The 15,222-nt window shown below is 29.5% G+C and carries 12 protein-coding genes and 3 tRNA genes; 8 read left to right on the top strand and 7 right to left on the bottom strand.

Features of this window, described 5'->3' with window-relative positions:
- Together hisG and ACKVOD_RS05160 are read right to left on the bottom strand one after the other, a co-directional pair.
- The coding region (gene hisG / locus ACKVOD_RS05165; RefSeq protein ID WP_409208405.1) for an ATP phosphoribosyltransferase at window positions 1-851 on the bottom strand (851 nt) is incomplete at its 3' end.
- A gap of 323 nt (window positions 852-1,174) precedes the next feature.
- Window positions 1,175-1,630 carry a hypothetical protein gene (locus ACKVOD_RS05160; RefSeq protein ID WP_409208404.1) on the bottom strand — a complete coding sequence of 152 codons (456 nt, stop codon included), beginning with the start codon at window positions 1,628-1,630 and terminating at the stop codon, window positions 1,175-1,177.
- 96 nt (window positions 1,631-1,726) lie between these two features.
- Here ACKVOD_RS05160 and ACKVOD_RS05155 point away from each other — a divergent pair, with 96 nt between their 5' ends.
- Complete coding sequence (locus ACKVOD_RS05155; protein ID WP_409208403.1) at window positions 1,727-3,826, top strand: LTA synthase family protein; 2,100 nt, start codon at window positions 1,727-1,729, stop codon at window positions 3,824-3,826.
- 11 nt (window positions 3,827-3,837) lie between these two features.
- Here ACKVOD_RS05155 and ACKVOD_RS05150 read toward each other — a convergent pair whose 3' ends face one another.
- Both ACKVOD_RS05150 and fabG read right to left on the bottom strand, forming a co-directional pair.
- Window positions 3,838-5,865 (bottom strand): hypothetical protein, encoded by a 2,028-nt coding sequence (locus ACKVOD_RS05150; protein ID WP_409208402.1) that lies wholly within the window; start codon window positions 5,863-5,865, stop codon window positions 3,838-3,840.
- A gap of 79 nt (window positions 5,866-5,944) precedes the next feature.
- Window positions 5,945-6,691 carry a 3-oxoacyl-[acyl-carrier-protein] reductase gene (fabG, locus tag ACKVOD_RS05145; RefSeq protein WP_409208401.1) on the bottom strand — a complete coding sequence of 249 codons (747 nt, stop codon included), beginning with the start codon at window positions 6,689-6,691 and terminating at the stop codon, window positions 5,945-5,947.
- 287 nt (window positions 6,692-6,978) lie between these two features.
- On the opposite strand from fabG, the gene ACKVOD_RS05140 reads away from it, so the two are divergent.
- On the top strand, window positions 6,979-8,307 hold the full coding sequence (locus tag ACKVOD_RS05140; RefSeq protein ID WP_409208400.1) for an OmpA family protein: 1,329 nt from the start codon (window positions 6,979-6,981) through the stop codon (window positions 8,305-8,307).
- Window positions 8,308-8,438: 131 nt separating this feature from the next.
- On the opposite strand, the gene ACKVOD_RS05135 is transcribed toward ACKVOD_RS05140, so the two are convergent.
- Window positions 8,439-8,819, bottom strand: a complete 381-nt coding sequence (locus ACKVOD_RS05135; RefSeq protein WP_409208399.1) for a hypothetical protein — start codon at window positions 8,817-8,819, stop codon at window positions 8,439-8,441.
- Window positions 8,820-8,954: 135 nt separating this feature from the next.
- Window positions 8,955-10,079, bottom strand: coding sequence for a cysteine desulfurase family protein (locus ACKVOD_RS05130; protein ID WP_409208398.1), 1,125 nt, complete (start codon window positions 10,077-10,079; stop codon window positions 8,955-8,957).
- An 85-nt stretch (window positions 10,080-10,164) separates the two neighbouring features.
- Between ACKVOD_RS05130 and ACKVOD_RS05125 the strand changes: the two genes are divergently transcribed.
- The 6 genes from ACKVOD_RS05125 (at window position 10,165) to ACKVOD_RS05100 (ending at window position 14,497) form a co-directional block, all read left to right on the top strand.
- Window positions 10,165-11,124, top strand: coding sequence for a hypothetical protein (locus tag ACKVOD_RS05125; RefSeq protein ID WP_409208397.1), 960 nt, complete (start codon window positions 10,165-10,167; stop codon window positions 11,122-11,124).
- Between the two features lie 255 nt (window positions 11,125-11,379).
- A tRNA-Ser gene (locus ACKVOD_RS05120) sits at window positions 11,380-11,466 on the top strand.
- An 85-nt stretch (window positions 11,467-11,551) separates the two neighbouring features.
- Window positions 11,552-11,626 (top strand) — tRNA-Pro (locus ACKVOD_RS05115).
- Window positions 11,627-11,669: 43 nt separating this feature from the next.
- Window positions 11,670-11,743, top strand: a tRNA-Arg gene (locus ACKVOD_RS05110).
- A 746-nt stretch (window positions 11,744-12,489) separates the two neighbouring features.
- Window positions 12,490-13,668: an acetyl-CoA C-acyltransferase gene (locus ACKVOD_RS05105; protein WP_409208396.1), complete on the top strand. Its 1,179-nt coding sequence runs from the start codon at window positions 12,490-12,492 to the stop codon at window positions 13,666-13,668.
- 55 nt (window positions 13,669-13,723) lie between these two features.
- A complete protein-coding gene (locus ACKVOD_RS05100) occupies window positions 13,724-14,497 on the top strand; it encodes an NlpC/P60 family protein (protein WP_409208395.1) in 774 nt (257 codons plus the stop codon).
- A 15-nt stretch (window positions 14,498-14,512) separates the two neighbouring features.
- Here the strand turns inward: ACKVOD_RS05100 and cmk are convergent, their stop codons facing one another.
- Window positions 14,513-15,196: a (d)CMP kinase gene (gene cmk / locus ACKVOD_RS05095; protein WP_409208394.1), complete on the bottom strand. Its 684-nt coding sequence runs from the start codon at window positions 15,194-15,196 to the stop codon at window positions 14,513-14,515.
- Between the last annotated feature and the right edge of the window lie 26 nt (window positions 15,197-15,222).

Below are 15,222 nucleotides of genomic sequence, written 5' to 3'. Positions count from 1 at the left end.
ACCATTTTTTCAATTGGACAAACCAAAATTCCTTCGGCTCCTGCTTCTTTTAATTGGTCAATAACATCCCAAAAAGTATCCTTATCAATTACAGAATGTATACTACTCCACCCCTCTTCTGCCAATGGCATAACGGTAAGACTTTTCAGTACAGGTAAAATTTTACCAATAGTTTCTATTTTATCATTAGGAACATTCATCAAAATATACCTTGATTTTCTAGCTCTTAATACGGATTCAATTCTAAATTGAAGGGTGTTAATTATGGATTGAACTTCTGGAGTAACTTTTGGAGAAACGGCTAAAACGGCTTCGCTTTTGAAAATTACTTCTACTTCTTTCAAATTGTTTTTGAACAAGGTACTTCCGCTAGAAACGATATCCACGATAGCATCAGCAAGTCCAATGTTAGGTGCGATTTCTACAGAACCAGATATTTGGTGTAAATCAACTGATACTCCTTTTGAATTAAAAAAGTTAAGAACCGTATTTGGGTAGGAAGTTGCAATTCGCAAACCTTCTAAATCTTTAATTGTTTTATATTCAAATGCTTTAGGTACAGCGACTGATACCTTACATTTAGAAAAACCTAATTTTTGGATTACCTTAATATCATTTCCTTTTTCTACTAACAAATTATCGCCTACAATAGCAATATCGACTACTCCATCAATTAAATATTGAGGAATATCTGAATTTCTTAGATATAAAACTTCCAAAGGAAAATTAGTTGCAGAAGCTTTGAGTTGGTCGTTTCCATTATCAATAGAAATGCCACAATCTTTTAGGATTTGAATGCTTTCTTCGTTTAGTCGACCTGATTTTTGAATGGCAATTTTTAAAGTATTCATTTTTTTTTGTTTAAGTTTTATACTTTTTTGAGTATAAACGGATTTGAAATAAAAAACCCGCTTGATACACTCAAACGGGTTTTTAAATATGATGATTTACATACATACCATTAACACATCGCTTGAGAGCAATAATGAAAATGATGGTGATGTATTTGATTTGATAACATAAAATTTTAGTTCTAAAATCTTTTAATTTGATTGCAAATATAGTAGAAATTATAAATACAAAGCAATTAATACATTAACTTATTAAAAAAAAATCAAATAAATCTATTTATTTCAATGTAATAATTCATTATATATGAAATCAAAAACACTTGCTATGAATGATTAGTGTTGTTTCTAATTTCTGTATGGCGAATTTCCCCTCCTGTAGTTCCTGTTATTTGCGCCAATATTGCTCCTACTATTGCTATTGTTAGTATTAAGAAGGAAATTAAGTTTGCTTTTGCTTTGTTTTTTAAATTGAAATAAATTCCTATAACAGATAAAATTCCAAGTAAATATAAAACCAGCGCTAGATTTTCGGCCATTTCTTCATGTTCATGAATAATATGTTTTCCTATATTAGGCATGTCTTCAACTATTTCTTCTGCTCCTTCTCCTGTTGCCATGCTAAAGAATGCAAAAACAGCAGCAACCACAAACAGTGCATAAGCAGTATTTTTGACTGAATTATTTTTAATAATTATTCCTGTAACTAAAATTCCTAAACCTAATATTGTTCCAATAATTGGGAAATGGTTTACTATTAAATGTAAATGGGCGTCGTTCATGATTTTTTATTCAAATATAAATTTAAATATTGTTGAAATAGGAAAAAATTTAACTTATATTTCACTAGCAACGCTTTACATTTACAAAAAAAAATTATGTCATTCACAAAAAAATTATCCCCTTTTTATAATCTTACGAATTTATATGTCTTGGTAAGTGTAGTTTTGCGGATTATTCTGATTTTTCATCCTATTACGCAAACAACATTTAGCGCAATTGATATTTTTAAAATATTTTTTCTAGGCTTATTTTCAGATTTTTTTGTTTTCATAATAGCTTCTATATTTTTATGGCTATATCTCATTTTTATATCCAATTCAAAATACCTAAAACCGACTGGATACATTGTTTTTGGAGCATTGCTATCTTTGTTAATTTACGTTTCCTGTTTCAATACCATCCTCAATGAATACGGGGGTGCTTTACCACAAATAGGAATTAGTTTCATTGCGCTAAAAACAATTCTATTCGGATTATTACTTTTTTTACCTAAATATCGAAATCAAATACGGTTTTGGCTATTCTCTTTTGCTATTTTCTTGTATGTAGTTCTAATTTTGCAAGATGCCATTAGTGAATACTTTTTCTGGAACGAATTTGGTTTAAAATACAATTTCATTGCAGTTGATTATTTAGTGTATACCAATGAAGTTATTGGAAATATTATGCAATCATATCCTGTAATTCCAATTTTTTCAGGTTTATTCATTATAGCTGGATTGATTACTTATTTAATTGTTAAACATTCTAAAAATTACATCGAAAACTTGCCTTCGTTTACAGAAAAAATTAAAATATCAGGTATATATTTTCTTTTATTTGGATTTTCTTTTCTAGCAATTCCTTTCTTATCCTCTAAGGAAAATTCAACAAATATATTTTCAAATGAACTGGAATCCAATGGCATAAATAAATTCTATTTAGCCTTTATGAATAGCGAGCTAGATTATTTTAAGTTTTATAAAACGTTGTCCGAAAAAGAAGCTTATGCTATATTAAATGAGCAAATACCTAACACTACAGGTACAACAACTTTGAGAGAATTAAAAGGTAATGTATCCGAGAATCATAAAAACGTGGTTCTAATTACTATTGAAAGTTATAGTTCCGAATTTATGAAGATATATGGAAATGAAGATAATATCACTCCTTTTCTAGATGATTTAGCAACAAAAAGTTTATTATTCACAAATCTTTATGCAGTAGGGAATCGAACTGTTCGTGGTCTTGAGGCTGTAACCTTGTGTTTGCCTCCAACTGCTGGTGAAAGTGTTGTAAAAAGAAAGGATAATAAAAATAAGTTTTCTACTGGTAGCATATTTAAACAAAAAGGATATGCTGTGAAATATTTATATGGTGGAGATGCATACTTTGACAATATGCAGGATTTTTTTACAGGAAATGGTTATGAAATTGTAGATAAAAAAACATTTCAACCCAATGAAATAACTTTTCAAAATATATGGGGCGTTTGTGATGAAGATATGTATAACAAAGCCATAAAAGTAATGAATAAGGAAGCTAAGGAAAACAAACCATTTTTTAATCATATTATGACCGTAAGTAACCATAGGCCGTTTACATATCCTAATAATAAAATTGATATTTCCGGAGATTCAAAATCACGTGAAGGTGGTGTAAAATATACCGACTATTCCATCAGGAAATTCTTTGAAATGGCAAAAAAGCAGCCTTGGTTTTCTAATACTGTTTTTGTTATTGTAGCAGATCATTGTGCCTCAAGTGCAGGAAAAACAGAATTACCTTTGGATAAATATAGAATACCTGCTATGATTTATGCACCAAACTATATAAAACCAAAGCATTATAATAATTTGATGTCTCAAATAGATTTAATGCCTACAGTTTTTGGATTATTACATTTTAATTATTCAAGTAAATTTTTTGGGCAGGATGTTTTAAAATCCGATTACAAGCCAAGAGCTTTAATTGCAACTTATCAAAATTTAGGGTTACTCAAGGATAATGTTTTGACTATAATTTCGCCTAAACAAAAAGTCAAACAATTGCAAATAACTATTGAATCGAGTCTTAAAACCGGGAATGAGTTTCAGTTGTATTATGATGAAAAACCGCTATATAAAGAAAGAACTGATTTAATTAAAGAAACAATTTCATATTATCAGACTGCTTCAGATATGTTGAAAAAGAAGAAATATCAAAAAACATTATAAAATTAATTATCTTAAAGCAATCCGTTATATTTTCTAATAAACCATTCAGATGCTAATGAAATTGCTATTAAAATTAGAAGCCATGTCCAATCAATTAATGGTTCTTTTTTAATTATTTCTTTTTGAACAGATTTGTAATTCTCGTCATCAAGAAGCTTTTTGATTAAGGCTTCTACCTGATTAGGATAAAAAAGGCTGCCATTAGTTTCACTCGCTAATTGTTTTAATTTATTGACGTCAGGATTTACAAATTGTTTTTCGATATCAAAATCTAAGACTTCAAAATGACCTGAATAACTTGTATTAGAGTTTATTTCTTTAACTAAAAAATCGTAAGTACCTGCTATAAGTCCATCAAAATTTGCTTTGTAACAAGTATTTCTTTTTAATAAATCATAGTTTTTATTCTGTTTTGTCTTAGTGTTTTTTATAGAAATTGTCAATTTTGCTTTTTCATCAAATTCATAATTTTTATTAAAATATTGCGCAGAAATTTCAATATATTCACCAGAATTATAAAAATTTTCATGCTCGACAACCAAAGATTTCCTAACGTTGTTTGATGTCAAAAACTGAATTATTTTATCAATAAAAAGGTCAAATTTTTCAAAAGATTGGTTTTCAACATGAGATTGCAATCTCCATTTCCAACAATTTTCTCCAAGCAAAAAAGCGGAACGTTTATTCTGATTTTCGACAAATGCTAAAATAGGAGCATTTGTTTTTATATTTCTGATAGTAGAAGAAAGCAAAATAGAAACATTACCTTTAGTAGTAATCGTTCCGAAAGGGTTTTGCAAAGGCGGAAAATTTTCAAAACCCAAATTATCAATTGCAAAAAGATTAAATTCAGAATTATATTCGGATAAATAATCTTCTTTTTGTGCACTCATTTTAAAGTCTAAATTATTTTGCTGTTGGTTTAAAAAAGTAAAATCTGTGTTTAAACCTGTAATTATTAAAGTGTTGACACCAGATGTTTTAATATTATCAAAAACCGTTTTAAATTCGTTAGTAGGCTGATACAAAACCACTAAATTATAATCTTCTAATGTCTTTATTTGGCTTGGCTTAATGATAGTAACTTTACGTTGAGCATTGGTTTCAATAGCTCTTTTTAACATACCAATATCAGGGTGATTAATCAACGATACAATTGCTACATTTGTTTTTTGATCAATGATATCAATCGCAAAATTTTTACTATTATTATACGTGTTTTTCTCTTTCTCGTTTGAAGAAATAGTTGCTTTAAATACCTGTGTGCCTACTTTTTCTGCAGGTAACAAAAGAGTTATTATTGCTGATTTCTTGTTTGATGAAAATGAAATGTTTTCTTTACTAAGTGTAGTATTACCTTGAGAAATACTGAAATTAGCGTTGACGCTTTTGGAACCTGAATATTGTAAAAATACTTCTACAGGAAATTTATTTTTATGAAAAGCATATTTATTTACATTGACATGATTTACTTTAAAATCTAAAAAAGAGGTTGTATCTCCAACTACAAGTGGGAAAACAGTATTGTTTTTTTGAAAAGAAAATATATAATCGTTTCCAGTTGTTTGATTTCCATCGGTAATTATCACTGACGGAAACATATTATTTTTAAAAATACTTTTAAAATTTTTTGCGACTAAATCTATATTTGTTTGTTTTCCTTTAAAATCAAATTTTTCTGAAGTTTGAAATTCACTATCAAACTGATACGATTGAACATCAAATTTTTCTTTTAATTCTTTATTTTTATATAGTTGACGAAATAATTCTAAAGATGTTGTTTTTGCCTTTAGAACTTCTATAGAACTTGAATTGTCAACTACTATTGCTAAAGGAGTTTTAATGATTTCTAATGATTTTCTAGTAATTATAGGATTAATTAATAATAATAAAAGTAAAAAAATAGAAAGAAAACGTAAAAATGCCAAAACCAAGTTTACTTTCAACTTGGTTTTGGCATTATAATAATATTGAAAATATGAAAAACCACTTGCTATAACTAATGATAGTAGTAGTAGAAATAGTGTATTTGTTGTCATATTAAATAGTAATCAGTTTAGTAATAATTCAATTTTTAGGTATTTACGGAACACTAAAAATATTAATACTGAACACCTCTTAAGTAAGCATGCCTCCACAAACATTTAAAACTTGACCTGTTACATAAGCACTCATGTCTGAAGCAAGAAACAAACAAGCATTCGCAACATCTAAAGTCGTTCCTCCACGTTTTAGTGGAATGCCATCTCTCCAGCCTTGAACCACTTCATCACTTAATTTAGCAGTCATTTCGGTTTCAATAAATCCTGGCGCAATTGCATTGCAGCGAATATTTCTTGAACCTAATTCTAGGGCTACTGATTTGGTAAAACCAATTGCTCCAGCTTTTGAAGCGGCATAGTTTGTTTGTCCAGCATTACCAGAAACCCCAACTACGCTACTCATATTAATAATTGATCCTGAACGTTGTTTTAAAAAAGTCTTTTGAATGGCTTTAGTCATATTGAAAACAGATTTCAAATTAACATCGATTACTTGATCAAAATCTGCCTCTGACATTCTCATTAAAAGATTGTCCTTGGTTATACCAGCATTATTTATTAATATGTCAACAGTTCCAAATTCAGCTAAAACAGCATCAACAAAAGTTTGAGCTTCATTAAAATCGGCTGCATTTGATTGGTAGCCTTTTGCTTTTATTCCAATAGCGTTCAATTCATTTTCAAGTGCCAAAGCAGATTCAACAGACGAGCTATAAGTAAATGCTATATTAGCTCCATGTTTTGCGAATAATTCGGCTATCCCTTTTCCTATTCCTCTACTTGCTCCAGTAATAATAGCTACTTTGCCTTCCAGTAATTTCATAATTATATAAATTTTAAAATTGTTTAATTTACAATAAGTAATATTTCATTTCGAAAAATTATTCTTGGGTTCAAATATATGATAATTCCCCTTTTAAAAAAACACAAAATTAACGAGTCTGATTACACACTTAATAGTATAATTAGTTATTTAAATCATTTTTTTTATATGTATTTTAGAAGGTATTGTTATAAAAAGATTAAGATTATTGAATATTTATTTAAATATGAATCAAATTGAAAAAAAAAAATATATTTTTGTTGAAATTAAAAATTATATATAGTATCATGAATAAATTTTTTACTACCATCCTTATTTTACTTATTTCATCTTTGACTTGGGCGCAAACAGGAAATAATACATACGTTTACATTGAAAAGATTAAAAAAGACAGTGTTTATAATTTTAACACTTGGTCAGTGGAATTAAATGTTGGTACTAACAAAGCCATTAGACCTTTTGCAAAAGGATATTCAGCTTCTGGTGATAATCGCTTTTTTAATTTCACAGGTTTTAATCATTTTGATATAGGTGTTCGTAAAATGTTGAACACTAAATTTGGATTTAAATTTGATTTTGGTTCAGATATTATTGAAAGCCAAGAAGGAAAAACTGATTCAAAACCGTATCATTCTACACAATACAAAATAGCTTTTCAAGGGGTTTTTAATATCAGTAGGCTTTTAGGTTTTGAAACTTTTGCAAAAAGAATTGGTTTATTATTGCACGGTGGTCCACAAGCAGCAAGATTTTATGGTAAAACGCCTATTTATAAAAAATTTTCCACAACCGAAATTATTGGTTATAAAAAAAATAACCCCGAATATAATGGTGGTTATATGTTAGGATTAACGCCTCAATATAGAATAACCGATCGATTGGTTGCCACTGGAGATTTTTCAGTAATGGCCAATAGTCGTCAACACTACAATTGGGATGGAAGTTACTCAAATGATGAAACAAATTTATCAGGAGTAATGAATACTATTAGTTTAGGTTTGACTTATTATTTTGGGAAGAATCAAAAGCACGCAGATTGGTTTGTAGCTAATTCTAATTGTTGTGATCAAGTTAATGAATATAAAAATATTGTAATTGATACCGATAAAGATGGTGTAATTGATGATTTAGATTTGCAAAAAGACACTCCAAAAGATGTTGCTGTTGATAGTAGAGGAAGATTTATTGATTTGAATAAAAATAATATACCAGATGAATTAGAACCTATAGTTGATCCAGCTGATAAAATTAAGATTGAAAAAGCAACCCAATCTGAGTCTATATTAGATATTGGATTTGTAAACGTATACTATGACGTTAATAAAGAATTACCGAATTCTGGTTCAATCAATAATGTGTATTATGTTATTAAATATTTAAAAACATATCCAAGCGCAAAAGTATTACTCTCTGGATATGCTGACGTAAATGGTATTGAAGCTAAAAACATAAATCTATCAATTAACCGAGCTGAAAACCTTAAAAAAGTAATTATTTCTAATGGTATAGATGCTAGTAGAATTGCCACCGAAGGTAAAGGTGTTGATAAAGCTAGTAAAGTTAATGATGATGTAAGTCTTCAATTTGGAAGAAGAGTTTCTATTACATTACAATAAATATAAATTAAATAAAAAAAAGGCTAATTCATCAACTGATGAATTAGCCTTTTTTTTATTTAATTGTGATGAGTTAATGAGATGCTTTATAAATAATAAACAAAAAAGTATGATAAATAAATATTAAAAAATTATAATGTATAAATTCCGTTTTGTTCTAAAATAGCTAAAAGATATATACTTTCGTTTGGGTCGTATTTTTCTAGACCACTTTGATACCACTTTTCAATACAATTCATTTGAAAGTCTGTATAATCTTGATAGTCGATATTTATTCCTAGCATACCAGCCAAAAGAAACTCTTCTAAAATAATATCTGTTACAATTTTATTTGGAATCCCATTAGCTATAGACCCGTTTAGATTTTCATATTCAGATCTTCCATTTTCATAACCAGAGCTATAGGCGTTATTATTTTTTTTACTGGATGCTAGATTAGAAAAAGGATTTAAACCAATTTCATACCCTAATAGGTAATCTTGTCTATAAACGGAATTAAAAATATTACTCATAAATATTGCTATTATTTCTTAAATGAATAACAAACGTATTAACAATATTTTGAGAACAAAATTAAAATCGATTAAAGGATAAAATAATCTATATACTTCACTTTTAAATTAATAATTGAACATAAAATTGAAAAATTAAATTTTTCCTAATTCAAATATTAAACTATTTAAATCATCTTTTGTATTGCGATAGCTAATAGAAATTCTTAAGTTTGGTTTTTTTAAATCAACTCCAGTAATTATTTCAGCCAAAACATGAGATGGTTTAGTACTTCCAGATTGACAAGCACTTCCTCGAGATACAGCTATACCTTTCATGTCTAAATGAAAAACAATCATTGCCGTTTTTTCTTCAGAAAAAGGAAGTAAAATATTAAGAATGGTATAAAATCCCTCTCGATTACCAATAATTTTAAAGTCAGGAAATAATTCCTTAAGTTGGTCTATCAAATAATTTTTAAGATTTGAAATATAATCTCTTTCTAAAATTAAATTCGAATAGGAAAGTTCTAGTGCTTTTGTCATACCCACTACCTGATGCAATGCTTCAGTTCCTGGACGTAGACCTTTCTCTTGATCCCCACCAAACAACATTGGTTGTAAACCAGAATTTTTTCGAACAAAAGCAAATCCAATTCCTTTTGGCCCATGAAATTTATGAGCACTAGCCACAATAAAATCAACAGAAAGAGTTTGCAAATCAATTTCTGTTTTGCCTACAGATTGTACCATGTCAGAATGAAAAAGTGCATTGTGTTGTTTGCAGATACGACCGATAATATCAATATCTAATACTGTACCTATTTCATTATTGACATGCATTAGACTTACTAGTGTTTTAATATCGTTAGATAAAAGTGTAACTAAATTTGAAATATTAATTTCACCATTGGATTTAATATCAATATAATCAACTTCAATATTGAACTCTTTTTGCAAAGCTTGGACAGTAGTTAAAACCGCATGATGTTCAATTTTACTAGTAATTATTCGTTTTATACCTAAATCTTTTACAGCAGATCTTAAAATCCAATTGTTAGCTTCGGTTGCACCAGAAGTGAAAATAATTTCTGGAGCTGAAGCATTAATTAATTTAGCAATAATTTTCCTTGACAATTCTAGAGTACTCTTAACATTACGTCCAATACTGTGGGTTGATGAAGGATTTCCATAATCAGTGGATAAAGAATTTAGCATTTCCTGAATAACCTCTGGACGAAGTTGAGTGGTAGAAGCGTTATCTAGATATATTTTTTTCATTGATGCAAAGTTATGAAATATCAATTGTGATTAAGCTACTATCAATTGGCATTTTTTTTCTATTTTTGAGAAAATAATTTATAAAATGAAAAGAATATTTGGAACATTGATTTTAATGTTAGTTTTAAATGGTTGTGATGATGGAAACTTAATTTTAGAAACTATAAATTTTGAAGATGCTACTACTTTAATTTGTAGTGAAAATGACATCATTTATAAGCTAAACGACAAAGAAGCATTATTACTTGAAATTCCGTCATTTTCATTTGAAAATGAACCCACTCCTACTGGAAAACCAATAGAGATAACTATAAGTACTACTAATAGAGTACTTTATCGTTTTTATGATGGTAAAGTTGCTTCCGATAATATCTGTGAAACTATACGACCTGCAACTCCAATTGTCATTGACCAATGGGAGGCTACTGGAGGAACAATACAAATAACCACAACAGCCATAAGAACTACAAATGCTACAACAAATAGCTCTAAAATTACAGGTTATAACCATAATATAATTTTTAAAAACATCACTTTTGAAAAGAAAATTGGTACACAAGTATATGATAGTTTTACTTTTGGAGATTATGTTACAACAATAACTCCCTTAGCTTTTGATTTTGAAAAAACTATCGAAAGATGCTCCAGTAATAGTCTGAATTTATTGTATGACTTTAAAAGCAATGAGTCATTAACTTTAGAAATCGACCCTGTTTTACTATTGAATGAACCAACTCCTTTAAATTCACCAAGAAAAGGCTTAATTGGAGAAACATCTAACATTCTGAGTTACCGTTTGTTTTCAGGATTAGTTTCTTCAAGCTATTTCTGTAATGTAACTACTCCCTCGTCACCTGCAATTAGCCAAGAATGGAAAGCTGTATCTGGAGTATCCGATATAAGTGGAATAATTGAAGTTACTACAACTACTAACGGAACAGGTTACAAACATACTATAGTTATGAAAAAAGCAACTTTGAAGAAAGGAAATAGTGAATTCTATCTCGGAGATAGTTATACCTATGGTGAGTTATTGACAAATTAAATTGGATTTAATAATTCTTATAAAAATATTTATATATTTTCCATCTCATTTATTTTATAAAAAAGTAGCATTTATATGTCTTTTAGGCATTTACAAAATGAATTGAAATTTATAAGCTACTATAGTAAATTTTTAATTAAGTCAAGATTAATTTAGTATCAAAAAAACATTAAAAAAAGATGTTTATTATTTGTGAAATATAGAATAGAAAGTTACATTTGCAACCGCTTAAAAGCAATAAAGTTCTTATTATTTGGAGAGTTGCCTGAGTGGCCGAAAGGACATGTTTGCTAAACATGCGTATGGGAAACTGTACTAAGGGTTCGAATCCCTTACTCTCCGCTTTTTTAATTTTTGTGGTTTAGTGAAGCTCTGTTATAGGGTAAAGCAAGGCAAAAGACCGCAAGGTTCTAAAATTATTGTTTTTCGGGGTGTAGCGTAGCTCGGTTATCGCGCCTGCTTTGGGAGCAGGAGGCCGCAGGTTCGAATCCTGCCACCCCGACTAATTATTAAGTTTTCTTTTAATTAGTATCTTTTTAATTAATGGAGGCATAGCTCAGCTGGATAGAGCACCTGCCTTCTAAGCAGGCGGTCGAAGGTTCGAATCCTTCTGCCTTCACGGTCGAACCAAAAACCTCTAAATTTATTTAGAGGTTTTTTTACGGCATTTTCTCAACTAAATTTTTTAAAAATTCCAACACTTGATTTGAGAATAAATCTATACGGTTCACAGAAAAACTCACTGATTTCAGTGAGTTTTTTATACTGTTTTTTTTCTAAAAGTTTTATGACTTACTTTCTAAATTACTGACATGAAAAAATAAGCAATTATTGGAATATTTCAGATTTAACGAATTTATTGACTTATTTTGTTGGCTATAAATAAACTTTTAAGGACTAGACAAATACTTTTTGTCAGTTACATAAAACACATTCCTTATCTGAATAACCATTTTTTTTAGCCCAATCTAAACATTCTGAATTAGTTGAGTGGCATGGAGTGAAATCTAAACTATCAACAGTCCATTTTCCTGTTCCTGCACATTTACCACAAAACTTAAGGTCAATATCATCTACGAAAGTATCATTACAACTACTATTAAACTGAATAATAAAAAACATAATTATAATGTATTTATTGTTTTTCATAATTTAAAACGCTAATTTTAAGATTATTAAAGATAATTAAAGTTTTAATTCTATGCTATAAATAATAGCTTTTTATTCAAAACATAATTAATTTTTAAAGATCAATATCTTCTACTTTCCCAGACAAACCCAGCTAATTTCAGTAGGTTTTGTTTGTTTTATACTTTTTATATTTCATTAATTATTACATTTACTAAGTAATTTAAAACAATAATCATGAGCATTAAAGTGGTAATCGTTTCGGCTGTAAGAACACCAATTGGGAGTTTCATGGGCAGTTTATCAACAATAACTGCTCCAATATTAGGTGCAGTAGCAATCAAAGGAGCCATAGACAAAATAACTTTAGACCCAAAGTTAATTGATGAGGTTTTTATGGGCAATGTTATTCAAGCAGGTATTGGACAAGCTCCAGCACGTCAAGCCGCATTGTATGCAGGATTGTCTATTTCTGTTCCGTGTACCACTATTAACAAAGTTTGTGCTTCTGGAATGAAAGCTGTAATGATGGGAACTCAAGCTATACTTTCTGGAGATGTAGAAATTGTTGTTGCGGGTGGAATGGAAAACATGAGCTTGATTCCTCATTACACCTATTTGCGAAATGGACAAAAATTTGGACCTTCTACTCTATTTGATGGTTTGCAAAAAGACGGACTAACCGATGCTTATGATAATAGTGCAATGGGAGTATTTGCAGATTTATGTGCAAAAGAAAATGATATTTCCCGAGAGGAACAAGATAATTTTGCTATTCAATCCTATCGACGGTCTGCAAATGCTTGGGACTGTGGAAAATTTGATAATGAAATTGTTTCGGTTTCTGTACCTCAAAGAAAAGGAGGCCCTATACAAGTGAATAAAGATGAAGAATTTACCAATGTTAATTTAGATAAAATAGCTTCTCTTAATCCTGTTTTTTCAAAAGATGGAACCGTAACTGCTGCCAATGCGTCTACTATTAATGATGGCGCTGCAGCACTAATTATCATGAGCGAAGAAAAAGCATTGTCACTTAGTTTGAAACCTCTAGCTTATATTAGAAGTTATGCTGATGCAGCACAAGAGCCTAATAAATTCACCACTACACCATCTATAGCCATTCCAAAAGCTTTAGAAAAAGCGGGAATAGCCGTTGCTGATGTTGATTATTTTGAATTAAATGAGGCTTTTTCAGTGGTTGGTTTAGCCAATTCTAAAATATTAAATCTAGATAATTCTAAAGTAAATATAAATGGCGGAGCTGTTTCTTTAGGACATCCTCTAGGTTCTTCTGGTGCTAGAATAATTGTTACACTTTTGAATGTATTAGAGCAAAATGATGCTAAAATTGGTGTTGCAGCAATTTGTAATGGTGGTGGCGGAGCCTCGGCTATTGTTATTGAAAGAATTTAATTTAGATTTGTAATTAATTATGTTTTACTTTATTATTACTTTTTAATTTAAATAAATGTTCGGAATTTGTAACCTTGCCATTATTCCACTTCGGTCAGACCATAGCGATAGAAGCGAAATTGTTTCTCAAGTTTTGTTTGGTGAACATTTTGAAATTTGTGAAAAATTCAACCAGTGGTATCGAATTAAATTGCAATATGATTGTTATGAAGGCTGGGTAGATTCAAAACAAACACAAGTAATTTCCGAGTCAGATTACAATCAATTATCCAATGATGCCATCATATTAAATGGAGATTTGATTGAGTATATAACATCCTCATCTGATTTGTTACTGCCAATTCCTCTTGGATCTTCACTAACTTTTTTAAACCATAATGAAATTAACACTTCCAATTTTAATTTTGAAGGAACAAAAATTAGTGGAATTAAGCACAAAAGTAACATACTTAATACTGCTTTTCTCTATTTGCATGCTCCTTATTTATGGGGTGGAAAAACTCCTTTTGGAATTGATTGTTCCGGATTTACTCAAATGGTTTATAAACTTAATGGCTATAAGTTGTTGCGTGATGCCTCACAACAGGCATTACAAGGTGAAGCCCTTAGTTTTATTGAAGAAAGTGAACCTGGAGATTTAGCTTTTTTTGATAATGATGAGGGAAATATTATTCATGTAGGTATTATTATGGAGAATAACTACATAATTCATGCAAGTGGAAAAGTTCGTATTGATAGAATCGATCATTTAGGCATTTATAATCCTGAAGTTAATAAACACACTCATAAACTTAGGGTAATTAAAAAAATTATTAACGTAGAAATCTAGAATTTCATGGCAATATTATGAAAGTGATATTAATTGCATTACCTTCTTGAATTGTTCTTCTTTTGTAATATTTGAATTGTCAAATTCTATGGCATCTTTAGCTTTAACTAATGGTGAATCCTCACGGTGAGTGTCGATATAATCCCTTTCCTCAACATTTTGCAAAACAGCTTCAAAAGTTACATTATCCCCTTTGTCTTTAAGTTCTTTAAATCGTCTTTCTGCACGTGTTTTTGGACTTGCCGTCATAAAAATTTTAAGTTCCGCATCAGGAAAAACTACTGTTCCAATATCTCTTCCATCCATGACAATACCTTTATTTTTTCCAATTTCTTTTTGCTGTTCAACGAGTTTTGAACGAACTTCTGAAATTTCTGCCACTTTGCTTACAAAATTAGAAACCTCGAGTGTTCTAATTTGAGCCTCAACATTGACATTGTTCAAATACATTTCAGCAAAACCCAAATTTGGGTTGAATTTAAAAACTAATTTTATTGAAGGTAGCTCGTTTATAAGAGATTGCGAATCAAAGAAATTTTTACTAATATATTTATTTTGCATAGCAAAAAAAGCAATTGCGCGGTACATAGCCCCAGTATCAACATAAACATAACCTAAATGTCTAGCTAATTCTTTTGCGAGGGTGCTTTTTCCGGTAGAGGAAAATCCATCAATTGCTATAGTAATTTTATTTTTCAAAACTATTGTATTTACTTCAAATATAC

Origin of the sequence: Flavobacterium sp., from assembly GCF_046155325.1 — a bacterium.
Taxonomy (GTDB): Bacteria; Bacteroidota; Bacteroidia; order Flavobacteriales; family Flavobacteriaceae; genus Flavobacterium.
Note: the sequence above shows the minus strand (reverse complement) of the source record. Positions and strands in the feature narration are given on the sequence as shown.